The 22,500-nt window shown below is 62.1% G+C and carries 15 protein-coding genes; 3 read left to right on the top strand and 12 right to left on the bottom strand.

Going from position 1 to position 22,500, the window contains the following annotated elements; genetic code table 11:
* Window positions 1-54: 54 nt before the first annotated feature.
* The 5 genes from dnaK to CO655_RS17955 all read right to left on the bottom strand — a co-directional run bounded on the left by dnaK (window position 55) and on the right by CO655_RS17955 (window position 8,106).
* Entirely contained in the window at window positions 55-1,971 is a 1,917-nt protein-coding gene (gene dnaK / locus CO655_RS17935; protein WP_097581291.1) for a molecular chaperone DnaK, read from the bottom strand.
* Between the two features lie 382 nt (window positions 1,972-2,353).
* The gene (locus CO655_RS17940) at window positions 2,354-4,678 is read right to left on the bottom strand and encodes a transglycosylase domain-containing protein (protein ID WP_097665720.1); all 2,325 of its coding nucleotides are present in this window, start codon (window positions 4,676-4,678) and stop codon (window positions 2,354-2,356) included.
* Between the two features lie 263 nt (window positions 4,679-4,941).
* The gene (locus tag CO655_RS17945) at window positions 4,942-5,163 is read right to left on the bottom strand and encodes a hypothetical protein (RefSeq protein WP_097608155.1); all 222 of its coding nucleotides are present in this window, start codon (window positions 5,161-5,163) and stop codon (window positions 4,942-4,944) included.
* A 475-nt stretch (window positions 5,164-5,638) separates the two neighbouring features.
* On the bottom strand, window positions 5,639-6,328 hold the full coding sequence (locus CO655_RS17950; RefSeq protein WP_097665722.1) for an SH3 domain-containing protein: 690 nt from the start codon (window positions 6,326-6,328) through the stop codon (window positions 5,639-5,641).
* A 389-nt stretch (window positions 6,329-6,717) separates the two neighbouring features.
* Window positions 6,718-8,106, bottom strand: coding sequence for a dipeptidase (locus CO655_RS17955; RefSeq protein ID WP_097608096.1), 1,389 nt, complete (start codon window positions 8,104-8,106; stop codon window positions 6,718-6,720).
* A gap of 213 nt (window positions 8,107-8,319) precedes the next feature.
* Here CO655_RS17955 and CO655_RS17960 point away from each other — a divergent pair, with 213 nt between their 5' ends.
* Window positions 8,320-10,701: an EAL domain-containing protein gene (locus CO655_RS17960; RefSeq protein ID WP_097665724.1), complete on the top strand. Its 2,382-nt coding sequence runs from the start codon at window positions 8,320-8,322 to the stop codon at window positions 10,699-10,701.
* Between the two features lie 6 nt (window positions 10,702-10,707).
* On the opposite strand, the gene CO655_RS17965 is transcribed toward CO655_RS17960, so the two are convergent.
* On the bottom strand, window positions 10,708-11,124 hold the full coding sequence (locus CO655_RS17965; RefSeq protein WP_004674042.1) for a MarR family transcriptional regulator: 417 nt from the start codon (window positions 11,122-11,124) through the stop codon (window positions 10,708-10,710).
* A gap of 438 nt (window positions 11,125-11,562) precedes the next feature.
* Here CO655_RS17965 and polA point away from each other — a divergent pair, with 438 nt between their 5' ends.
* Together polA and CO655_RS17975 are read left to right on the top strand one after the other, a co-directional pair.
* Window positions 11,563-14,556: a DNA polymerase I gene (polA, locus tag CO655_RS17970; protein WP_097665726.1), complete on the top strand. Its 2,994-nt coding sequence runs from the start codon at window positions 11,563-11,565 to the stop codon at window positions 14,554-14,556.
* A 170-nt stretch (window positions 14,557-14,726) separates the two neighbouring features.
* Window positions 14,727-17,105 (top strand): DNA translocase FtsK, encoded by a 2,379-nt coding sequence (locus CO655_RS17975; RefSeq protein WP_097665728.1) that lies wholly within the window; start codon window positions 14,727-14,729, stop codon window positions 17,103-17,105.
* A gap of 35 nt (window positions 17,106-17,140) precedes the next feature.
* On the opposite strand, the gene CO655_RS17980 is transcribed toward CO655_RS17975, so the two are convergent.
* From CO655_RS17980 to CO655_RS18005, 6 genes are all read right to left on the bottom strand, one after another.
* Window positions 17,141-17,644 carry a GrpB family protein gene (locus CO655_RS17980; protein WP_097608100.1) on the bottom strand — a complete coding sequence of 168 codons (504 nt, stop codon included), beginning with the start codon at window positions 17,642-17,644 and terminating at the stop codon, window positions 17,141-17,143.
* A gap of 18 nt (window positions 17,645-17,662) precedes the next feature.
* A complete protein-coding gene (gene phnN / locus CO655_RS17985; RefSeq protein WP_097665730.1) occupies window positions 17,663-18,259 on the bottom strand; it encodes a phosphonate metabolism protein/1,5-bisphosphokinase (PRPP-forming) PhnN in 597 nt (198 codons plus the stop codon).
* Window positions 18,256-19,395, bottom strand: a complete 1,140-nt coding sequence (locus tag CO655_RS17990) for an alpha-D-ribose 1-methylphosphonate 5-triphosphate diphosphatase (protein WP_097665732.1) — start codon at window positions 19,393-19,395, stop codon at window positions 18,256-18,258. The genes phnN and CO655_RS17990 overlap by 4 nt, the downstream gene beginning before the upstream one ends.
* Before the next feature lie 14 nt (window positions 19,396-19,409).
* Window positions 19,410-20,105, bottom strand: a complete 696-nt coding sequence (locus CO655_RS17995; RefSeq protein ID WP_097665734.1) for a DUF1045 domain-containing protein — start codon at window positions 20,103-20,105, stop codon at window positions 19,410-19,412.
* A 120-nt stretch (window positions 20,106-20,225) separates the two neighbouring features.
* The gene (gene phnE, locus CO655_RS18000) at window positions 20,226-21,578 is read right to left on the bottom strand and encodes a phosphonate ABC transporter, permease protein PhnE (RefSeq protein ID WP_097665736.1); all 1,353 of its coding nucleotides are present in this window, start codon (window positions 21,576-21,578) and stop codon (window positions 20,226-20,228) included.
* Window positions 21,578-22,435, bottom strand: coding sequence for an ABC transporter permease (locus tag CO655_RS18005; protein ID WP_097665738.1), 858 nt, complete (start codon window positions 22,433-22,435; stop codon window positions 21,578-21,580). The genes phnE and CO655_RS18005 overlap by 1 nt, the downstream gene beginning before the upstream one ends.
* Window positions 22,436-22,500: the final 65 nt, after the last annotated feature.

Genomic DNA, 22,500 nt, shown 5'->3' on the forward strand with positions numbered 1-22,500 from the left:
CTGCCATGGTGAGCAGCCGGATCAGGTGTTGAAGCATTACCACGCCGCCGCGGATTACGCGGACTTCTTGCGGTCGTCGTCCTTGATTTCCTCGTAGTCGGCGTCAACGACATTGTCGCCGCCTTCCGCGGAGGCATCGGCAGCAGCGCCGCCTTCGGCCTGCTGTGCTTCATAAATCGCCTGGCCGAGCTTCATGGAAACTTCCATCAGCGTCTGGGTCTTGGCCTTGATGTCGTCAGCATCCGGTTCGGAGGCTTCCGATGCCGTCTTCAGCGCGGCGATCGCATCCGAAATCGCGGTGCGGTCGGTTTCGGAGACCTTGTCGCCGTAATCCTTCAGCGACTTTTCCGTCGAGTGGATCAGGCTTTCGGCCTGGTTCTTGGCTTCCACGGCCTCGCGGCGCTTCTTGTCTTCGGCCGCATGCGACTCGGCATCCTTGACCATCTTTTCGATGTCGGCGTCGGAGAGGCCGCCGGAGGCCTGGATGCGGATCTGCTGTTCCTTGCCGGTGCCCTTGTCCTTGGCCGAAACCTGGACGATGCCGTTGGCGTCGATGTCGAAGGTCACTTCGATCTGCGGTACGCCGCGCGGCGACGGCGGCAGGCCGACGAGGTCGAACTGGCCGAGCAGCTTGTTGTCGGCAGCCATTTCGCGCTCGCCCTGCGAAACGCGGATGGTGACGGCCTGCTGGTTGTCTTCGGCGGTCGAGAAGGTCTGGCTCTTCTTCGTCGGGATCGTCGTGTTGCGCTCGATCAGGCGGGTGAAGACGCCACCGAGCGTTTCGATGCCGAGCGACAGCGGCGTGACGTCGAGGAGCAGGACGTCCTTGACGTCGCCCTGGAGAACGCCGGCCTGGATGGCGGCGCCGAGAGCGACGACTTCATCCGGGTTGACGCCCTTGTGCGGCTCCTTGCCGAACAGCTGCTTGACGACTTCCTGCACCTTCGGCATGCGGCTCATGCCGCCGACGAGAACGACTTCGTCGATTTCGGCAGCGGTGACGCCGGCGTCCTTGAGAGCGGCCTTGCAGGGCGCGATCGTGCGCTGAACGAGATCGTCGACCAGGCTTTCGAGCTTGGCACGGGTCAGCTTCAGCGTCAGGTGCTTCGGGCCGGAGGCGTCGGCCGTGATGAACGGCAGGTTGATTTCGGTCTGCTGCGAGGAGGACAGCTCGATCTTGGCCTTTTCCGCGGCTTCCTTGAGGCGCTGCAGGGCAAGCTTGTCGTTCTTCAGGTCGATGCCGTTGTCCTTCTTGAACTCGGCAACGAGATATTCGACGAGACGCATGTCGAAGTCTTCACCGCCGAGGAAGGTATCGCCGTTGGTGGACTTCACTTCGAAGACGCCGTCGCCGATCTCGAGGATCGAAATATCGAAGGTGCCGCCGCCAAGGTCGTAGACGGCGATCGTCTTGCCTTCTTTTTTGTCGAGGCCGTAGGCGAGAGCGGCAGCGGTCGGCTCGTTGATGATGCGCAACACTTCAAGGCCGGCGATCTTGCCGGCATCCTTGGTTGCCTGGCGCTGCGCGTCGTTGAAATAGGCCGGAACGGTGATGACCGCCTTCTCGACCTTTTCGCCGAGATAGGATTCGGCGGTTTCCTTCATCTTCTGAAGGATCATCGCGGAAATCTGTGCGGGTGAGTAGCCCTTGCCATTGGCTTCGACCCAGGCGTCGCCATTGTCGCCCTTGACGATGCTGAAGGGAACGAGATGCTTGTCCTTCTCGACGGTCGGATCTTCGTAGCGGCGGCCGATCAGGCGCTTGACAGCAAAGAGCGTGTTCGTCGGGTTGGTGACCGCCTGGCGCTTGGCCGGCTGGCCGACGAGGCGCTCGCCGTCATCGGAAAAAGCCACCATGGAAGGGGTCGTGCGCGCACCTTCCGCATTCTCGATGACCTTCGCGTCCTTGCCGTCCATGACTGCGACGCAGGAATTCGTCGTTCCAAGGTCGATACCAATTACTTTTGCCATGTCATTCTCTCCTTGAAGCAAGCTGTCGGAACCCCCAGAAGGCATTTCCCTGACAGCCCCTTACGGGATGGGTCTACTTAAGATTACGCAATCGTGATTGCGGTGATGCGGCGTATATAAGGAGCGGTTTTCTGGACTGCAAGGCGGGAAATCGCCCGGAATCCAGCAAAACGAATGTGTTGCCTCCAATTTTGACGGTAGCCGGGAAAGAGCTCTGCCCATAGCAGGAGGGCGGCTGATTTCCGCGCATGTTCTGCAATGGCGGGCGGCGGTTTTACGGCAGAGACATGCAACAGGCAAAGACGCTGAACATCGCAGGCGAATCGGAAAGGTCGCGATGCGTTTTGCGGATCGGGCCTGTGCCGGGCGCGCTGCAAAAATCTCACTGGCCCATGATCAGATCGAGCAGCGTCGTGCGCCGCGGCTGCACCGAAGAGGTCGTCTGCGGCGTCCCGACATCGCCGGGCGGCACGACGTTTCCATAGTCGGACCCGCCTTCGGCAACGGCGGCAGGTGGAACCGGACCGTTTCCTGACGGCGCGGTTTGCTGCCGGACGGGCGCCTGCGGATAGCGGTTGGCATTTTCGTCACCACCGAAGACACCGGAAATGATGCCGCCGATCGTCGTCGATGGCGGCGCTTCGGCCGTGACCGGCTGCCCGCCATCCGGTGCTGCCTGCGCCATCGGCTGGCCGCTGTTCTGATCGCCGATCAGCTGGCCGTTGCCGAAGAGCGGCGCCGGCGAAAGACCCTTGTGGGCGGCGATCATGAATTCCTTCCAGGCCTTGGCCGGCAGGCCGCCGCCGGTCACCTTCTTCATCGGCTTGCCGTCGTCATTGCCGAACCAGACGCCTGTCGTGAGATTGCTGGTAAAGCCGACGAACAGCGCGTCGCGTGAATTCTGCGTCGTGCCGGTCTTTCCCGCCGCCTGCCAGCCGGGGATCTTGGCGCTCTTGCCGGTGCCGTTTTCGATGACGCCCATCATCATCGTATCCATTTCGGCGGCGATCTGCTCGGAGAGCACGCGCGGCGGGCTGTCATAGGTATTTTCGTAGAGAACCTTGCCTTCGGCAGTCGTCACCCGGCGGATGACGTGCGGCGTCGCCTTGTAGCCGCCGTTCATGAAGGCGGCATAGGAGGCGGTGAGTTCCATCAGCGACACTTCCGACGTGCCGAGCGCAATCGAGGCGTTCGGCTGCAGCTCGCTTTCGATGCCGAGCCGGTGGGCAAGCTTGATCACCTGGTCGGGCCCGTCATACATCACCAGCTGCGCGGCAACCGTGTTCAGCGACTTGGAAAGCGCAGTGGCGAGCGTCACTTCGCCATTGTATTTCTTCTCGTAATTCTCCGGCGTCCAGTCACCGATGCGGATCGGCGCGTCATTGAACACCGAAAAGGGCGTCAGCCCCTTTTCCAGCGCTGCGGCATAGACGAAAGGCTTGAACGAGGAGCCCGGCTGGCGTTTGGCCTTGACGGCGCGGTTGAACTGGCTCGTTGCATAGTCCCTGCCGCCGACCAGCGCCCGGATTGCGCCGGTGCCGTCGATCGAGACGAGGGCCGCCTGTGAGGCGTCGAGCTTGTCGCCTTCCTTGTCGAGCACATCGACCAGTGATTGCTCGGCCTTTTTTTCCAGTGACTTGTCGATGGTCGTATCGACGATGACGTCCTCCTTGACGTCGCCGATCAGGCCCGGCAGCTCGTCCATCACCATGTCGGCGACATAATGCCCGGCGCCCGACCAGTAGCTCTTGGCCGAAGCCGGGGTCTGCGACATCGCGGTCTTGACCTCGGAATCGGTGATGAAACCCTGTTCGCGCATCGCCGCGAGCACGAGCTGGGCGCGCGCATTCGCAGCGTCCGCGTCGCGGGCCGGCGAAAGCCGCGACGGCGCCTTGAGCAGCCCGGCCAGCACCGCGGCCTCGCCGAGGTTCACGTCGCGCGCCGACTTGCTGAAGTAGCGGCGCGACGCCGCTTCGACGCCATAGGCGTTCGATCCGAAGAACACCCGGTTGAGATACATCGCAAGGATCTGGTCCTTGGTGTATTTCTGCTCCAGCCAGAGGGCGAGCAGTACCTCCTGCACCTTGCGTTCCAGCGTTCTCTCGGGAGAGAGGAAGAGGTTCTTGGCAAGCTGCTGCGTCAGCGTCGAGCCGCCCTGGACCATGTGGCCGGCCGTCAAATTGGTGACGATCGCCCGGCCGAGGCCGAGCGGATCGACGCCGAAATGCGAATAAAAACGCCGGTCTTCGATGGCGATGACGGCCTCGGGAATATAGGGCGACATGTTTTCGAGCGATAGCGCCTCACCGCCGGTGGCGCCGCGATTGGCAATGACACTGCCGTCGACGGCGGTGATCTTGACGTTCGGCGGCCGCTCGGGAATCGCCCATGTGCTGGCGCTCGGCATGCGCGAACCATAATAGACCACAAGCCCGGCAACGCCGATGCCGGCCCAGATGAAAAGCACGACGCACCAATAGACCACACGGCGCATAAAGCCGAAAAAGCCGCCGCCTTCACGCTCGCGCGGTTCGCGCCGCCGCTGGCGGGCGGCCCGCTGCGGCGGGGGCCTGGAACCGCCGCGCCGCGCCGATCTGCTGCCGACGACGCGGTCATCGGCATCGAGCGAAAATTCGTCGTCGTCGCGGGCCGGACGGCCGCTGAAGGACGGTTCTATTCTGTCGCTTGATCTGCCTCTGCCTGCCATCGTCGACCGGTCGCATCCCCTGTTCGATCGCGAAGCCCGCTTCGCATAACGGCGCCCCTGCAGCGCCGCGTGTCCTTCCGGACGCGCAAAGAACGCTGTAGCACTTTGAAGGGCTGCGTGATTTTGCCTTCAACCGATTCCGGTTCAAGGAACGACGCAGCGGGCGACGCGATCATCCGGTTGAACTGTAATTGCGGCGATTTAACGGGATGTTAAAGGGCGGCAAACGACGGCGCCGCGCTGCCTCGCGTTAAATCGTCTCTTCAATATTGGCGGGCTTCGTAATCGTCGGGCGTTTCCGGATCCTGCTTATATTCCCACTCGCCCAGATGAAAGCGGCGCCAGATCTGGCCTGAAGGGTTGAGGCTTGCCCCATCAGTCAGGCGGACAGGAAGGATGGGGTTGTATTTATGCCAGAGGGTAACGTCCGTGGCGGTCGCCCGAGGTCCGAACAGCCCGAAGAAAGCCAGGTGGTCTTGCGTCATCAGGGTTCCAGCCTCGAACGGATCAAGATCGATCCGCAATACCGCAAATTGCTATAAGCAACCCGGCAAAACAAGAGCGACACGCTGCACTCACAGCAAATTGTCGGTGACCTCGCGCGGACCAAGGCTTCCCGCCGCCGCCCTTCGTTACGCCCGCTGAGGCCGGGAGATCGGGCCCGTTGCGGATCGCCCTTCGCGGCCACCTGCGTGAGCAGAGACACGTTGCATCGATCAAATGCGATTTCTGATTTAAGGAATTATGCGCGGGGCGGAACCAATAGGCTCGACGATTGTTTATTGAGAAGCGGGACACCCCCTCACGTCCCGCCCTATGATCGGCCGTCTCCCCTCAACGCGCGCCGATCGACATCAGGCCCGGTGCATCCCCCCAAGGAGCGCCGGGCTTTTTCTGGCACTGCTGTCGCATTGAACCCGTCCATGCAGAAAGGGCGGCATTGCTGCCACCCTCGATATTTCAGTTGTCGCAGGACGGATCGCCCGGGCGGCAGACAAAGGGCGAAGCCCTGGGATCCGGGCGGTTGTAGGTATCGGCCTTCCCGCCCCTGAACTGCGGCAGATCACGGAAATTCGAACTCCTGTTGTCGTCATCCCTGCGGACCTCTCTGCGGCGTTCCTCCCTGCGGTCCTCGTCGCGCCGGTCCCGGTCACGATCCCGGTATTCGCGGACCTGGTAATCCCGATCCCGATATTCGCGCGGCCGGTAATCCCGATCCCGGTAGTCGCGGTCGCGGTAATAGTAGTCCGGGCCGCGGCTCCAGCGGTCACGCTCGCGATAGAAAGCGCGGCCGCGGTAGTAGCGGTCCCAATAATTGCCGACGCTGAAGGTAACCATCGGAATGCCCAGCGGACGGTAATATTGCGGACCGACATAGACACGGCGTTGCTGGTAGACGGCCTGCACATACTGGCCGGAAACCCAGCCGCGGCCGCCGTAGAATTCGACGTCGCACCAGTTGACGTTGGAAAGACATCCGCGGATTTCGACGGAAGAGCCAGCGGGGATGACTGCGACGGCGGGATAGCGCGTGCTTGGTCCCGCACGCATGTTGACATTCGCCGTCGAGTAACCCTCGGCGGCCTGTGCTATTGCCGGAGCCAGCACAAACAGCGCGGCCGCGGCGATCTTGACGATGAGGTTTTTCACGCTTCTCACTCCTGGTTGGCGTGTTTTCAGCAGCGCTTGGCTGCGTTTCCTTGAGGCATATGCCATATGCGCAAAGATAGAGCGATCGCCGGCATTTGTTAGGGCGTCGCCATTTTCCTTGTCTTTCAAAGGTTTATACCGAGGTCGCGATGAACGCAGCTTGAACGAGGGGGGTTTTGTGATGCGATGTGGCGTTCTCGATGCCGCAGACGCTTGTGCAAGTGTCGTTAACCGCTCGTTAACCTTTCGAAGGCAGTCTCCTTGCAATACCGCCTTCTCCTTGACCACGGATGAACTGGCACTGAGACGCGCGGATGACGAAAGGCCGGTTTGAACCGGCCTTTTTGTTGTCGCGATTTTTCGTGCAGCGTGGGACGCGCCAGCCTCTCTCAGGCGGCAAGGGCCTGAAGAATCCGCACCCAGGAGCGGATGCCCTTGTGATAGGAGACAAGCTCGTATTTTTCGTTCGGCGAATGGATGCGGTCGTCGCTGAGGCCGAAGCCGACGAGCAGCGATTCCATGCCGAGCATCTTCTGGAAGTCGCCGACGATCGGGATCGAGCCGCCCATGCCGATGACGATGGCGGGTTTCGGCCATTCGTCGGAAAGCGCCGTCTTTGCCTTGGTCAGCAGAGGCGAGTCATAGGAGAGATGAATCGCCGGCGAGCCGCCATGCGGATGGAATTCGACCGAGCAGTCGGCCGGAATTTTCGACCTGACATAGCTGCGGAAAGCCTCGCGGATGGCGGTCGGATCCTGGGTGCCGACGAGCCGGAACGAAACCTTCGCCGAGGCCTTGGCGGCGATCACCGTCTTGAAGCCTTCACCGGTATATCCGCCCCAGATGCCGTTGACTTCGGCGGTCGGCCGCGCCCAGGTCAGTTCCAGCACCGAGCGGCCCTTCTCGCCGGAGGGAATGGACAGGCCGACTTCGCCGAGGAATTTTTCCGCGCTCTTGCCGAGCGTTTCCCATGACGCCTTGATGTTGTCGGGCGTCTCCTCGACGCCGTCATAGAAACCATCGAGCGTGATGCGGCCGGTCTCGTCGTGCAGGCCGGCAAGCGTCTCGACGAGAATATGGATCGGATTTGCCGCCGCGCCGCCGAACAGACCGGAATGCAGATCGCGGTCGGCGGCGGTGACGACCACCTCCTCGCCGACGAGGCCGCGCAGCGCCGCGGCGATGGCCGGCGTGTCGCGGTCCCACATGCCGGTATCGCAGACAAGCGCATAATCGGCCTTCAGCTCGGCGGCATTGGCTTCGAGGAAAGGTTTCAGCGACGGCGAGCCCGATTCTTCCTCGCCCTCGAACAGAATGGTGATGCGGCAGGGAAGCGCGCCGTTGATTTCCTTATAGGCGCGGCAGGCTTCGACGAAGGTCATCAGCTGGCCCTTGTCGTCCGATGTGCCGCGGCCGGTCAGGATCTTGCGGCCCTCGCCGATATCCTTGATCGACGGCTCGAACGGATCGTTTTCCCAGAGCTCGATCGGATCGACCGGCTGCACGTCGTAATGGCCGTAGAACAGAACATGCGGCGCATCGGCGGAGGCCCCGGCATGGTGGGCGACCACCATCGGATGGCCGGGCGTGTCACGCACCGAAGCGGAAAAGCCGATTCCCTGGAGATAGGCGACCAGCCATTCGGCGGCCTTCCGGCATTCCGCCTTGAAGGCGGGATCGGTGGAAATCGACTGGATGCGCAGAAGCTCGAACAGCTTTTCGAGACTCGAGGAAAGGTTCTGATCCGCGCGTGCAAGCACCTGTTGTACATCCGTCATTTTCGACTCCCTTTTGAAATTCGGCCGGACGATAGACCAAACCAGCAGGGCAGGCGAGGCGGAAAAAGCAAAAGTGGGGGTGGCGAAAGTGACCAGATCTGGCCCCGCGTCGGGAAGATTTGTGAGATAGTATAGAAGAACATCCTAATTCAATTTACGGTTATTTAGTACAACCAAATTAGCTTGACCGAATTCAGCTGTACGAGGGGCGAGATGTTTTCGGTCATTACTTGTATTCGCGACAATCACGATTGGCGGCTGGTGCTCGCGGCGGCCGTGGTCTGCCTGATCGGCGCAATGGCAGCGATGCTGCCGCTTTCGCGCGCGCAGGAATGCGATGCCGGACGCCGCAAGCTTTGGATCGGCGCGTCGGCTTTCGCCTTCGGCACCGGCGTATGGGCAACCCATTTCATCGCGATGCTGGCCTATGACGGCGGCATGCCGATCACCTACCAGCTGGGCCTGACGGCGCTTTCCTTCCTCTTGTCGGTGGTCGGCTCGTGGGCGGCAATCCTCGTCGCTTCGCAGGGCCGGGGCAGGTTTTCGTGCATCCAAGGCGGCGTTCTGATGGCGCTCGGCATCGCCACGATGCACCTGACCGGCATGCAGGCGATCGAGACGCAGGCGGTTATCCTCTACGATCCGTACATGACGTTGAGTGCGGTACTCGCGGGGGTGCTGTTGTCGAGCATCGCCTTCCACGCCTTCTTCCACTTGAAGGGACTGAGACGGCTCCTCGCCTCATCGGTCACCTTCGTCCTTGCAATCTGCGCACTCCACTTCATTTCGATGGCCAGCATCACACTCGTGCCGGATCCCGGCAAAGAGGTTCCGGCAACGGTGCTGGATACCAGCCTGCTGGCCGCGATCGTCGTGGTGGCGGCCACGGCTCTCATTCTGATCGCAATTGCCGTGGTCTTCATCGAAAGCCACCTGACGGATCTGAGGGGACTCGCAAATGCGTCGCAGGAAGGATTGCTGATCCTGCGGGAAGGCAGGATTATCGATGCCAACGAACGCTTTCAGGGGCTTTCCGGCTGGAAGCTTGCCGATCTCCTAGGCAAGGCGCCCTCCATTGTCTTAACCCAGGGACAGAACAGGCCGGGCGAGACGCTACTCAACACCAGGAACGGCAGGGAGATCGCCGTCGAAGTGAACACCAGCAGGATCGTCTATCGCGGGCACAACTGCGACGTGCTGGCGGTGCGCGATCTCACCGAGCGCAGGCAGGCCGAGGAGATGATCGAGCACCTCGCCCACCACGATGTTCTCACCGACCTTCCAAATCGGTCGTTGTTCGACAAGCGCATCCGCCAGGCGCTGCAGATGGCCAAGGGAAAGAACAGCGAGGTCGCCCTCTTCTATATCGATCTCGATCGCTTCAAGACCGTCAACGATATTTTCGGCCACGCCGAGGGCGACCGCATTCTTTGCAAAGTCGCCTCGATCCTGCGTCGCGTGGCCGATGAACGCGATACTATCGCCCGTCTCGGCGGCGATGAATTTGCCATCATTCAGTCCGCCGGACAGCAACCGGCGGCCGCGCAGAAGCTCGCAGCCGCGATCCTCGACGAATTCGCCGCCGAGATGGATATGGCGCGCGACCCGACCGCCGTCGGCGTCAGCCTCGGCATCGCTCTTTATCCGACCGACGGAAGCGATGCAGACGAGATCTGCAACAACGCCGATATCGCCCTCTATCGGGTCAAGCACGGCGGCCGCGGCAAGGCCTGTTTCTTCAATGCGGAAATGGACGAGGCCACGCGAGCCCGCCGCCAGATCGAAAGCGAACTGCGCCACGCTATCACCCGCAATCAGATCCATGTCAGCTATCAGCCGGTTCTCGATGCACAGAGCGGCGAGATCAGCGGTTACGAGGCCCTGATGCGCTGGAACCGGCCGGGCCACGGCCTGAGCGAGCCGGATATCTTCATTCCGATCGCCGAGGAAAGCGGGTCGATCGTCCAGCTCGGTGAGTGGGTGCTGCAGCAGGCCTGCAAGGAGGCCGCGCGCTGGCCGCATCCGCTGAGGATCGCCGTCAACGTTTCGCCGGTGCAGTTCATGCTGCCAAACCTATGCGAGCGGATCGAGGCGATCCTCAAGGAAACGGGGCTTGCGCCCGGCCGGCTGGAAATCGAGATCACCGAGGCCGCTCTCATCCGTGATCGCGACCGGGTGATGGCCACGCTGCAGCGTCTGCGCAGTCTGGGTGTTCACATCGTCATGGACGACTTCGGCACCGGTTTTTCCTCGCTCTCCAACCTGCGAACCTTTCCTTTCGACAAGATCAAGGTCGACCGCAGCTTCACCGGAATGCTGGACCATGACGCGGCGGCGCGTTCGATCGTGGGCGCAATCATCGGCCTCGGTCACAGTCTCGGCATGCCTGTCGTGACGGAGGGCGTCGAAACCGAGACGCAGCGCCAGATCGTCGTCGAAGAAGGCTGTGCGCAGGTACAGGGGTTTTTGCTCGGCAGACCGGATGTCGAGCCGAGCATGAAGCTCGCTGCCCGCGAAAGCCTCCTGTCCTCGACAGCCCGAACGGACGATCTGTCGATAGCGGGGCGGCGACCCATCCGTCTTGCCGGCGAGTAATGCCGGTCAGAGCGCCTTGGCGTTTTCCAGCAGCCGGCGGATATATTCGAGCGTCAGCTCGCGCTCGAAAGTCCGAAAGCCCTTGAAGAGCGCGAGGTCGGCCTCGCGCGCGCTTTCGATCGCCTCGGCTTCCATGGCACGCGCCTTCGGCGTCAGGAAGATCAGCTGCGCCCGCTTATCGGATGGATGCGGCCGGCGTTCGATCAGCCCGTCGCGGACCATGCGCGACAGCGTATTGGCCATGGTCGCCTGCTCGATATCGACCCGCTCGAGCAGCTGTTTCTGGGTTAGGCCGTCTTCGCCCCACAGTTCCAGCAGAATGGGAAACTGACCGGGGGAAAAACCGAGCCCGACCGCGCGCCGGTGCAGCGAGCGGGCAAAACCCTTCGCCAGCTGGCTGGCAAGGTAAGCTCCCGAATCCATGCGGTTAAATCCCATGATTGCAAGTTAGGCTCAAAACCATGCCGGAGACAATGCAGCAAATCGCATAGGACGCTCCAAAAAAACGCAAGCTCCGCCCATCGTTTCGAGGGTCGGAAAAACAAAAGTCGCCATGACCTGGAGGTTGGCCATGGCGACCTTAAAATGGGGACAAAGGCCCGGAGAGGGGGATAAGGCCTTTGTCCAAGCCTGATGCGGCGGGGGACAAGCCGGTAATCAGACCCGCGGCGCGATCAAGCGCCGGTGACATGGATTTGGAACTGCGAATGTGGTTTTTCAAGGGTCACGCCACGTTACAAATCGGTAACAGTTTGGTGAGCAGGAATCCCTTCTGCATATTTCCTTGAACCCGACCCATAATCGCTTGGCGCGCCGAACTTTATATGGACCTCGTTCCGTGCCCGCGCTATCCATGCACGCATGAAAAAAGGCGATCACCTCTTCCTAGTCGACGGTTCCGGTTTCATCTTCCGGGCGTTTCATGCATTGCCGCCGCTGACGCGCAAAACGGACGGCCTGCCGGTCGGCGCCGTTTCCGGTTTCTGCAACATGCTGTGGAAACTTTTGAGGGATGCGCGCAATACCGATGTCGGGGTGACGCCGACGCATCTTGCCGTCATCTTCGATTATTCCGCCAAGACGTTCCGCAAGGATCTCTACGACGCCTACAAGGCGAACCGTTCGGCACCGCCCGAAGAGCTCATCCCGCAATTCGGGCTCATCCGCGAAGCAACCCGCGCCTTCAACCTGCCCTGTATCGAAACCGAAGGCTTCGAAGCCGACGACATCATCGCCACCTATGCCCGCCAGGCCGAGGCGACGGGGGCCGATGTCACCATTGTTTCCTCCGACAAGGATCTGATGCAGCTCGTCACAGCGAATGTCCACATGTATGACAGCATGAAGGACAAGCAGATCGGCATTCCCGATGTCGTCGAGAAATGGGGCGTGCCGCCGGAAAAGATGATCGACCTGCAGGCGATGACCGGCGACTCCGTCGACAATGTGCCCGGCATTCCCGGCATCGGCCCGAAAACCGCCGCTCAGCTGCTTGAGGAATACGGCGATCTCGACACGCTGCTCGAACGCGCCACCGAGATCAAGCAGGTCAAGCGCCGCGAGACGATCCTTGCCAATATCGAGATGGCCAAGCTCTCGCGCGAACTCGTGCGGCTGCGCACCGACGTGCCGCTCGATCTCGATCTCGACGCGCTGGTGCTGGAGCCGCAGAACGGTCCGAAGCTGATCGGCTTTCTCAAGACGATGGAATTCACGACGCTGACGCGACGGGTCGCCGAAGTCTGCGATTGTGATGCAAGCGCCATCGAACCGGCGGTCGTCCGCATCGAATGGGGTGATGCCGCCCATGGTCCCGATCTCGATGCGGCCGAGCCGGCACCGGTCGCCGGCGGCGTCCCTGACGTCTCGGGGCCATCCGTGCCCGTGCCGCCGCGTGCGAAGGCTGGCGTCGAAGGCGCCTTTTCACCCGCCGATCTTGCCAAGGCGCGGGCCGAGGCCTTCGCAACGCTGCCCTTCGATCATTCCACCTATGTGACGATCCGCGATCTGGCGACGCTCGACCGATGGATCGCCGATGCGCGCGACACCGGCCTCGTGGCCTTCGATACCGAGACGACGTCGCTCGATGCCATGCAGGCCGAGCTTGTCGGCTTCTCGATGGCGATCGCCGACAATGTCGCCGACCCCACCGGCACGAAGATCCGCGCCGCCTATGTGCCGCTTGCCCACAAGAACGGCGTCGGCGATCTGCTCGGCGGCGGCCTTGCCGAAAATCAGGTCCCGATGCGCGATGCCCTGCCGCGGCTGAAGGCGCTGCTGGAGGACGCTGCGGTTCTCAAGGTCGCCCAGAACCTGAAATACGACTATCTGCTGATGAAGCGTTATGGCATCGAGACGAAGAGTTTCGACGACACGATGCTGATCTCCTACGTGCTCGACGCCGGCACCGGCGCCCATGGCATGGACCCGCTCTCGGAAAAATTCCTCGGCCATACGCCGATCCCCTACAAGGACGTGGCCGGCAGCGGCAGGGCGAACGTGACCTTCGATCTGGTCGATATCGACCGCGCCACCCATTATGCCGCCGAAGACGCCGACGTGACGCTGCGCCTCTGGCTGGTGCTGAAGCCGCGGCTGGCGGCAGCCGGACTGACCAGCGTTTATGAACGGTTGGAGCGGCCGCTATTGCCGGTGCTGGCGCGCATGGAGGCGCGCGGCATCACCGTCGACCGGCAGATCCTGTCGCGCCTGTCCGGTGAACTGGCCCAGGGTGCGGCGCGGCTGGAGGACGAGATCTACACGCTGGCCGGCGAGCGTTTCAATATCGGCTCGCCGAAGCAGCTCGGCGACATCCTGTTCGGGAAGATGGGTCTTGCCGGCGGCAGCAAGACGAAGACCGGTCAATGGTCGACCTCCGCCTCGGTGCTCGAGGATCTCGCCGCCGCCGGTTTCGAGCTGCCGCGCAAGATCGTCGACTGGCGCCAGCTCACCAAGCTGAAATCGACCTACACCGATGCGCTTCCCGGCTATGTGCATCCGGAGACCAAGCGGGTCCACACCTCCTACTCGCTGGCCTCGACGACGACAGGTCGGCTGTCTTCCTCCGAGCCGAACCTGCAGAACATTCCGGTGCGCACCGCCGAAGGCCGCAAGATCCGCACCGCCTTCATCTCGACACCGGGCCACAAGCTGATTTCCGCCGATTACAGCCAGATCGAACTGCGCGTGCTTGCCCATGTGGCCGAGATCCCGCAGCTGACCAAGGCCTTCGAGGATGGCGTCGATATTCACGCGATGACGGCGTCGGAAATGTTCGGCGTGCCGGTCGAAGGCATGCCGGGCGAGGTGCGCCGCCGCGCCAAGGCGATCAATTTCGGCATCATCTACGGCATCTCGGCCTTCGGGCTCGCCAATCAGCTTTCGATCGAGCGGTCGGAAGCCGGCGACTATATCAAGAAATATTTCGAGCGTTTCCCCGGCATCCGTGACTATATGGAAAGCCGCAAGGCCATGGCGCGCGACAAGGGTTATGTCGAGACGATCTTCGGCCGGCGAATCAACTATCCCGAAATCCGCTCGTCCAATCCGTCGGTGCGCGCCTTCAACGAGCGGGCCGCGATCAACGCGCCGATCCAGGGCTCGGCCGCCGACGTCATCCGCCGGGCGATGATCAAGATGGAGCCGGCGCTTGTTGAAGCCGGTCTTGCCGAGCGTGTCCGCATGCTCTTGCAGGTGCACGACGAACTCATCTTCGAAGTCGAGGATGAGGATGTCGAAAAGGCGATGCCGATCATCGTCTCGGTCATGGAAAACGCCACCATGCCGGCGCTCGAAATGCGCGTGCCGCTGCGCGTCGATGCCCGCGCCGCTACCAATTGGGATGAGGCGCATTAAGCGCCTCCCCAAAACGGAAAAGATTTTTCCGTTTCCCGCAACTCATTGAAATAGCGACGGTTTGCCTCTGGGAGCTGTATCGGAACGATCCGGCTGGAAGGAACTTATTAACCTTCCTTTTCTATCCCGGTAGGGTCGTAATTTGTCAGGCATGAGTGAGTAGCGGACGCATGCGTTTTCCCAGAACCAATTTGACGGATGCCGCAGATTTTTCCAGCGGGCTTGAAACGGAGCTTGCGGAGGAAAATCCCGGTGAAAAGCCGGCGGCGCCGATCTGGCAGAGCAACTTCTCGCTCGCGCCGAATGTTCGCTTCACGCGCACCCCGGAAACGCTGATCAGCCGGCGCCGTCCGCCGAACGAGCCCGTTCGCGACGAACCGCAGCTCGAACAGCAGGCGATCCGGATAGAACCGGTCGCCGTCGATGTGCCGTTCGACATCTATCTGCCGGAGCCGAGCGAGCTTGCCGCAGCGCCGGCTGCGATGATCGAGATGCCGCAGCCGCCGGCTTCCGGCCGGGCGGAGGCGCCTGCCTTGCGCGCTGCTTCCGAACTGTCTTCGATTTCCGATTTCGCCTTCTGGGAAGTCATGGCCTTCGAAGAGGGCGAGCCGGTCCGCACACCCTCGATCGTTGTCCCGAAGATCGAGACCACGCCCGAATCAATCACTGCCCTGTTCCGCGTCATGGAATGGCGTCCGGGCGCGCCGAAACCGGCTCCCGCCGCATCGCGCCCGATCCAGCCGCCGGCCGCAACCCCCGCATCGGCAGCTCCGCGGCCGCCGGCCGCGATCTCCCTCGAAAAGCCGGTTCGTGCTGCGGAGCCGATTGTGCTGGCGCGGAGAGGCGTGCCCCAGGCACCCCAGACCGCGCCAATGCCGCAGGCTACTCCGATGCCTCAGGCGACACCGTTGCCCCAGGCTACAGCGTTGCCCCAGGCGGCGCCGGCGCCTCGGTCGACGCCTCCGGTCGCCGCCGTCCTGCCGTCGCCGCGCCTGATGGCAAGACCGGAAAAGGTCGACGCGTCAGGCTATGAATTCCCGCCGCGCGCCCTGTTGCAGGAGCCGCCGGAACGGCTTGGCGAGATCATGTCGCAGGAGACGCTGGAGCAGAATGCCGGTCTTCTGGAAAGCGTGCTCGAGGATTTCGGCGTCAAGGGCGAGATCATTCATGTCCGCCCCGGCCCCGTCGTCACCCTCTATGAATTCGAGCCGGCGCCCGGCGTGAAGTCATCGCGCGTCATCGGCCTTGCAGACGATATCGCCCGCTCGATGTCGGCGCTTTCGGCCCGCGTCGCCGTCGTTCCCGGCCGCAACGTCATCGGCATCGAACTGCCGAATGTCACCCGTGAAACCGTCTATTTTCGCGAGATGATCGAGAGCCAGGATTTCGACAAGAGCGGCTATAAGCTGGCGCTCGGCCTCGGCAAGACCATTGGCGGCGAGCCTGTCATCGCCGAGCTTGCGAAGATGCCGCATCTGCTCGTCGCCGGCACCACCGGCTCGGGCAAGTCGGTCGCCATCAACACGATGATCCTGTCGCTGCTCTACCGCATGACGCCGGAACAGTGCCGGCTGATCATGGTCGACCCGAAGATGCTCGAACTCTCGGTCTATGACGGCATCCCGCATCTGCTGACGCCCGTCGTCACCGACCCGAAGAAGGCGGTCATGGCGCTGAAATGGGCGGTGCGCGAGATGGAGGAGCGTTATCGCAAGATGTCGCGCCTCGGCGTGCGCAACATCGACGGCTATAATGGCCGCGTCTCCCAGGCGCGCGAAAAGGGCGAGACCATCCATATCATGGTCCAGACTGGCTTCGACAGGGGAACCGGTGCGCCGGTCGAGGAGCAGCAGGAGCTGGATCTCGCGCCGATGCCCTATATCGTCGTCATTGTCGACGAAATGGCCGACCTGATGATGGTCGCCGGCAAGGAGATCGAAGGCGCGATCCAGCGTCTGGCGCAGATGGCGCGTGCGGCCGGCATTCATCTGATCATGGCGACGCAGCGCCCGTCGGTCGATGTCATCACCGGCACGATCAAGGCGAACTTCCCGACCCGCATTTCCTTCCAGGTCACCTCGAAGATCGACAGCCGCACCATCCTCGGCGAACAGGGCGCCGAGCAGCTGCTCGGTCAGGGCGATATGCTGCATATGCAGGGCGGTGGGCGGATTTCCCGCGTCCACGGTCCCTTCGTCTCGGATGCCGAGGTCGAAAAGGTCGTTGCCCATCTGAAGACCCAGGGCCGCCCCGAATATCTCGACACCGTCACGGCCGACGAAGAGGAAGAGCCCGAAGAGGAAGAGGCCGGCGCCGTCTTCGACAAGAGCGCCATGGCCTCCGAGGATGGCAACGAGCTCTACGAGCAGGCAGTCAAGGTCGTCATGCGCGACAAGAAGTGCTCGACCTCCTACATCCAGCGCCGCCTCGGCATCGGCTATAACCGCGCCGCCTCATTGGTCGAACGCATGGAAAAGGAAGGCCTCGTCGGCCCGGCCAATCACGTCGGCAAGCGCGAGATCGTATCGGGACGAGGCGACAGCGACTGATCGGGGACGGCCGGAGCGCCGCAGCCGCTTCGGTCTCACGTTCTCAACGTGGCTAATCGTATCGTCTCGTTGACAAAGGCCGATTTCCCGCCGGTATAAAAATCCCAGTCGCCGTCCGCCTCCGCGGCCAGCCGGCGTTTGAGATCGGCATAAGCTTCGGCCCTGTCGGTATGATCCCTGAGATAGTCGCGAAACAGGATGCGCTGCCGATGCGCGAGGTTGGCGGGGTCGCAAAGATAGAGCTTGAAGCCATAGGCTTGGTGATCTCGAGTGAAGGCCCAGCGTTTCTCTCCCAAGTCGCCGTGGAAGACAAAATCGGCAGCGCGCAGGATGTCGATAGCCGCCGGCAGAACGTCGTCTGAGATGGTGACGACATCGAGGTCGATCTTCGGCTTGGCCGCTAGGCCAGGCACCGACGTGCTACCGATATGGTCGATGGACAGCACGACATCGCCGAGCAGGACGGAGATCTCGGCGCTGATTTCGGCAAAGCGCTGCGGCCAGGATGGGTCGTAATCGACGACTTTGATGGCGCGCATCCTGCCTCTCTGTTGCGGTCAATGCACCTCGGTGAGCAGCCCGTCGAGGATCGCGACCATCTTCTGCTTGGCCTCTTCGAGCGAGCCGCTATTGTCGAGTTCCGTCACGTCGTAGTCGCCGCGCACCGTCAGCGGCCCGCGGGCGAGTCTCGCCATGATATCCTCATGCGTCTCGCGCCCGCGCGCCTCCAGCCGGCTGGCAAGCACTTCGGGGCGGGCGGTGACGTTGATCACCTTGAGCCGCGGGAAAGCGGCCTGGAAACGGTGAAGCGCCGAACGCGAACCATTGGCGACGACGACATGGCCGCGGGACAGTGCCACCGAGACCTCGGCCGGAATACCGTATTTCAGGCCGTGCGCCTCCCACCAGACGGCGAAGGAGCCCGACTGTTCCATCGCCGTAAAGCCTTGGAGGGAGACGGAAAGATGGTCTTCGCCGCCGGCGTCGCGGTGGCGGGTGATGACGCGGCGAGTGAAGTGAATGTCGGCGCGGCCGGCGAAATGCCGGGCGGCAAGGTTCATCAGCGTGTCCTTGCCGGCGCCGCTCGGCCCGACGACGACGACCATGATGCCGCGCTCGGCTCCGGCTCCGGGGTGGGGTTCGTGCGGCGTCATGCGACACGGCGTCCCTGGCGCCAGACGGAGCGTGTCACCGGCACGCCATGCGAGCGGTGGACGCGGACGAGATCGGCGCGCAGCCCGGTTGCGATCCGGCCGCGATCGTCGAGGCTGACGGTGCGGGCGGGCGTCGACGTCACCATCGCGATCGCCTTCGGCAGCGTGATGCTCTCGACCTCGTCGGCGAGGATGAAGGGCGCATGCAGCAGGCTGAGCGGCACGTAATCGGAGGACAGCACGTCAAGCACGCCCATCTCGGCGAGGTCGCGGGCGGCGATATTGCCGGAATGGGATTTGCCGCGCACGATGTTCGGCGCCCCCATCAGCACGCTCATGCCGTGCTCATGCGAGGCTCGGGCCGCATCGAAGCTGGTCGGGAATTCGGCAAGCCGCACGCCGTTGTCGATCGCCTCGTCGACATGGGCGAGTGTGGCGTCGTCATGGCTTGCGACCGTGATGCCGCGCTCGGCGCAGACCTTAGCGATGGCGTTGCGGTGCGGCGTCGAATTGCGCGCCGATTCCGCCTGGCGCTTGGCGACGAAACGAGCGAAGACCTCGTCGCTCAGGCCCCGCTTCTTCTGGTAGTAGAAAATGTACTGATCCATCGTCTGGAACTGCCGCTGGCCGGGCGCATGATCCATCAGCGAGACGAGCCGCACATGCGGATCGTTTTCGAAATCGGCGAAATGTTCGAGCACATTGTCGGCCGAAACCTCGCAGCGCAGATGGAGCAAGTGTTCGGCGCGCAGCCGCCCTTCCTTCTCCGCCGCCTGGATGGCATCGGCCATCTCGCGCATCTCGCCATGTTCGAAACCGCCGTCCTCATCCGCGCCCATGCGCAGGCAGTCGAAGACCGTGGTGATGCCCGATGTGACGATCTGGGCGTCATGCGCCTGGACCGCCGCCGTCTTGTTCCAACGGATACCGGGACGCGGCTGGTAATGGCCTTCTAGATGGTCGGTGTGCAGCTCGACGAGGCCGGGAATGATGAAGTCGCCTTCGAAATCTTCGCCGGCTACCGAATTGCCTTCGGAGATGTCGGCGATCTTGCCATCACGAATGAGCATCGAGCCGAGGAGGATATCGTCCTCGAGAACGATGCGGGCGTTGGAAAACACGGTCTCTTTGCTCATAAGCCTTTGATCTTTCAGCGTTTGGTGCCGGTAAGCGGCAGCCAGGAATGGACTTTGAACGGGGCGCCGCGCGTCTCTTCGGTGAAGACGGCAAGGCCGGAAATCGAGAGCGGCCGGCCGGTGAAACCGGCAAAACGCTCGGCCAGGATCGCTTTCATCACTGCGGCGCGCGTCTCCGGTACCTGGCCGCTCAGCGTCATGTGAAAGCCGAAATCCTCCATGACGTAAGGATAACCCCAGCGATGCAGATTGGCGCGCTGGCTGTCGCTGAGCTTCTCCGGATTGCGTCTGTTGGTGTCGGCCTCGGAGAGTGCGGCGCGAAACGGCTCGAAGGATTTTACCACCTTCGCGGCGAAATCCTGAAGCGGTTGATGAAGAGAACCGGGAACAAGGGCAAAAAAACGGCCGAGTTGGCCAAGCACAAGCTCGGGAATCTCGAAGGCCGGCGTACTGGCGGCAAATTCCTCCACAACTGCCATGAGATCCTTCTCGGTGACGGAGGCGGCAAGTGAAAACGGCGCCTTGATCGTGGCGTGAAAACCGTAGCGTCGCGGGTCGGCGGTCAGCTCGAACTGCTCTGCCGCACTGAGCGTCTCATGCTCCGGCGCAGGATAGGCCTCGCCGGTGAATGCATCGCGGCCGAGCCAGCGCGAGGCGGCGCCGGTCAGGGGATCATCCTTCGGCGGCGAGAAATAGAGAGCGTAGCGCAAGGCATTTATCCTGGGGATCGTCGAGACGGGGGAGCGCAATGTGCAGTGATTTGGCGGCCAACCGCAAGCAGGCTCCCGGCTAAAAGATTTCGGTGACAGAATGATGATGGCGGCAGCTTGTCAGTGGTTCTTTTTCCCCATCACGCGCGAGCGCAGCGCATTCGAGAGGTTGTCGAAGGCGAAGACGACCAGGAGTATCAGAAGCACCATGTAGGCGACTTTGTCCCAGTCCGAGTTGGTCTTCATGGATTCCAGCAATTTCAGGCCAATGCCGCCCGCCCCGACGGCGCCGATCACGGTTGCCGAACGGGTATTCGACTCCCAGAAATAAAGTGATTGCGAGATGAAGACCGGCAGGACTTGTGGAACGACGCCGAAACGCTGAACGGCAACTGGCGCCGCACCCACCGACTTGACGCCCTCACGCTGCTTGTCGTCGATGTTCTCGAGGGCTTCGGCGTAGACTTTTCCGAGCGCGCCCGTATCGGTGAAGAAAATCGCCGCGATCCCGGGAAGCGGCCCTGGGCCGAAGGCACGGGTGAAGAACAACGCCCAGATCAGCATGTCGATCGACCGCAGGAAATCGAAGAGCCGCTTCGTGGCCCAGTTCACGGCGCGGTTGTGCATGATGTTGCGTGCGGCGATGAAGGCGAGCGGAAAAGCAACCAGGGTGCCGAATAATGTGCCGACGAAGGCCATGACGAGTGTCTGCATCAGTTTCGACAGGATGTCGCCGTGCTGCCAGCTCGCATTGTTGAGGAAGTTGTCTAACGCCAGCGACACGTTGGATTGATTTGCATCCAGCCGTGCGCCCGAGAACATCAGGCCGACGACCTCGGGCAGGCTGCGGCCCCAGAAGGGTGATTGCGTATCGAAGAAGAAGTTCGCCCAGCCGAGAAAGCGGCGCTGTACGTAGACCTGGCTGGTGCGGATTTCTGCCTGTCCGGAAAAACCGTAATAGACATTCACCTTGTTGTCGTCCTGCTGCATCTGGACCGGCGCATCGGCAGGCAAAGAGGCACGGTCGCGGGTGATGGTGACGGGATAGAGCTTGCCGTCGATATAGACGTCCACGCGGCTTGGGCTCACTTCCAGGCGGTCACCGTCGCTACCGAAGGTGACAGTGTATCTGTGCCCATCGGCACTGGGCTTCAGCCAGTCGATCTCAGCGCCTTCGGGATACTGGCGACGGCTTGTCCATTGTGGGACGACCTGATCGTTCTGGAAACGCAGGCGCGGCTGGGCACGCCAGGAATACCAGTCCTGAACATAGATCGCTGCGCGATCCCAGTTGCCGTTTACGAAAGTCGGAATGACGTTGAAGAAGGCGAAGCAGAAGGCAAGGTAGACGAGGACTGCCGCAGAGATGAGGAGAAGGCCCCATCGCTGCATGAAGCTGCGATGGAAGACGTCCGGATAGGCGGCCAGCAGGCGGTTACGTTCGACAGCGTTCATGGTCAGAGCAGAGGACATCACGCCGCTCCCCGGCCAAATTCGAAAGACTGCCGGCCGATCAGCCGTTGACGCAGCCAGGCGGAAAATTGATCGACGCAAATGACCGTGATCAGCAGCAGGATGATGATTGCGTAAGTCTTGGCGGCATGGTCGCGGCCAATCGAAAGGCTGAATACTTCGCCGATGCCGCCGCCGCCGACGGCGCGCAGGCCTTCATCCGGCTTCATGTCGGCATTCTCGACAACTTCAAAGAACAGCTTTCCAAGCGCGCCGACGGTGTGGAACCACACTGCGATGATCGCCGAGATAGGGCCGATCGACAGGATCGCCGCGAGAAGACCGGCGGTGACGATCTCTGGAAAGGCGCGCATGATCTCCATGATGCGCCGCACGATCCAGCGCGTGACACCTGCACCGACGAGATTGGTGGACGCGAAAAAGCAGAGCAGGAACGCGCCGCTCGCACCCAATATGGTGGAGACGATGGCGATGTTGAGCGTAATCGCGAGCTCGTAGAAGAGATTCGGTATGTAGAAACTGTCGGTGATCCAGACGCGGTCGCTTGTATAGTCGTATTTTATCGAACCGTCGGAGTAGGGCGACGGCAGGTCGAACATGGCGCGGAAGATCTCGAGCGGGCTGTCCGGCACGAAGCTCTTCATGAAATCGAAGAAATAGGGCAGGCGCTCAAAGAACTTGCCCGAATTGGCGCTGTTGGCGAAATCGAGCGAAGTGCCGAGGATAATCAGGAAGATCACGATGGAGACGGCCGTATAAATCCGGCGGGTTCGGACTTGGCTCTGATAATTGTCGAGGATCGTACGGGAGCTTTCCTGCAGTCCGTTCAGATGATCCGCTCCGGCCGAGTGCGCCATATGTGGCTCCCTTAATTGGAACGCGGCGGCATCATGACGATGCCGCCGGAAGATTGCACAGACCG

The sequence above is a fragment of the Rhizobium sp. M1 genome (assembly GCF_002531805.1).
GTDB lineage: Bacteria > Pseudomonadota > Alphaproteobacteria > Rhizobiales > Rhizobiaceae > Rhizobium > Rhizobium etli_C.

Excerpts from the sequence above, each read along its gene's own strand:
- dnaK (WP_097581291.1), bottom strand. The coding sequence starts at position 1,971 with ATGGCAAAAGTAATTGGTATCGACCTTGGAACGACGAATTCCTGCGTC.
- CO655_RS17940 (WP_097665720.1), bottom strand. The coding sequence starts at position 4,678 with ATGGCAGGCAGAGGCAGATCAAGCGACAGAATAGAACCGTCCTTCAGC.
- CO655_RS17945 (WP_097608155.1), bottom strand. The coding sequence starts at position 5,163 with ATGACGCAAGACCACCTGGCTTTCTTCGGGCTGTTCGGACCTCGGGCG.
- CO655_RS17955 (WP_097608096.1), bottom strand. The coding sequence starts at position 8,106 with ATGACGGATGTACAACAGGTGCTTGCACGCGCGGATCAGAACCTTTCC.
- CO655_RS17960 (WP_097665724.1), top strand. The coding sequence starts at position 8,320 with ATGTTTTCGGTCATTACTTGTATTCGCGACAATCACGATTGGCGGCTG.
- CO655_RS17965 (WP_004674042.1), bottom strand. The coding sequence starts at position 11,124 with ATGGATTCGGGAGCTTACCTTGCCAGCCAGCTGGCGAAGGGTTTTGCC.
- polA (WP_097665726.1), top strand. The coding sequence starts at position 11,563 with ATGAAAAAAGGCGATCACCTCTTCCTAGTCGACGGTTCCGGTTTCATC.
- CO655_RS17975 (WP_097665728.1), top strand. The coding sequence starts at position 14,727 with ATGCGTTTTCCCAGAACCAATTTGACGGATGCCGCAGATTTTTCCAGC.
- CO655_RS17980 (WP_097608100.1), bottom strand. The coding sequence starts at position 17,644 with ATGCGCGCCATCAAAGTCGTCGATTACGACCCATCCTGGCCGCAGCGC.
- phnN (WP_097665730.1), bottom strand. The coding sequence starts at position 18,259 with ATGACGCCGCACGAACCCCACCCCGGAGCCGGAGCCGAGCGCGGCATC.
- CO655_RS17990 (WP_097665732.1), bottom strand. The coding sequence starts at position 19,395 with ATGAGCAAAGAGACCGTGTTTTCCAACGCCCGCATCGTTCTCGAGGAC.
- phnE (WP_097665736.1), bottom strand. The coding sequence starts at position 21,578 with ATGTCCTCTGCTCTGACCATGAACGCTGTCGAACGTAACCGCCTGCTG.
- CO655_RS18005 (WP_097665738.1), bottom strand. The coding sequence starts at position 22,435 with ATGGCGCACTCGGCCGGAGCGGATCATCTGAACGGACTGCAGGAAAGC.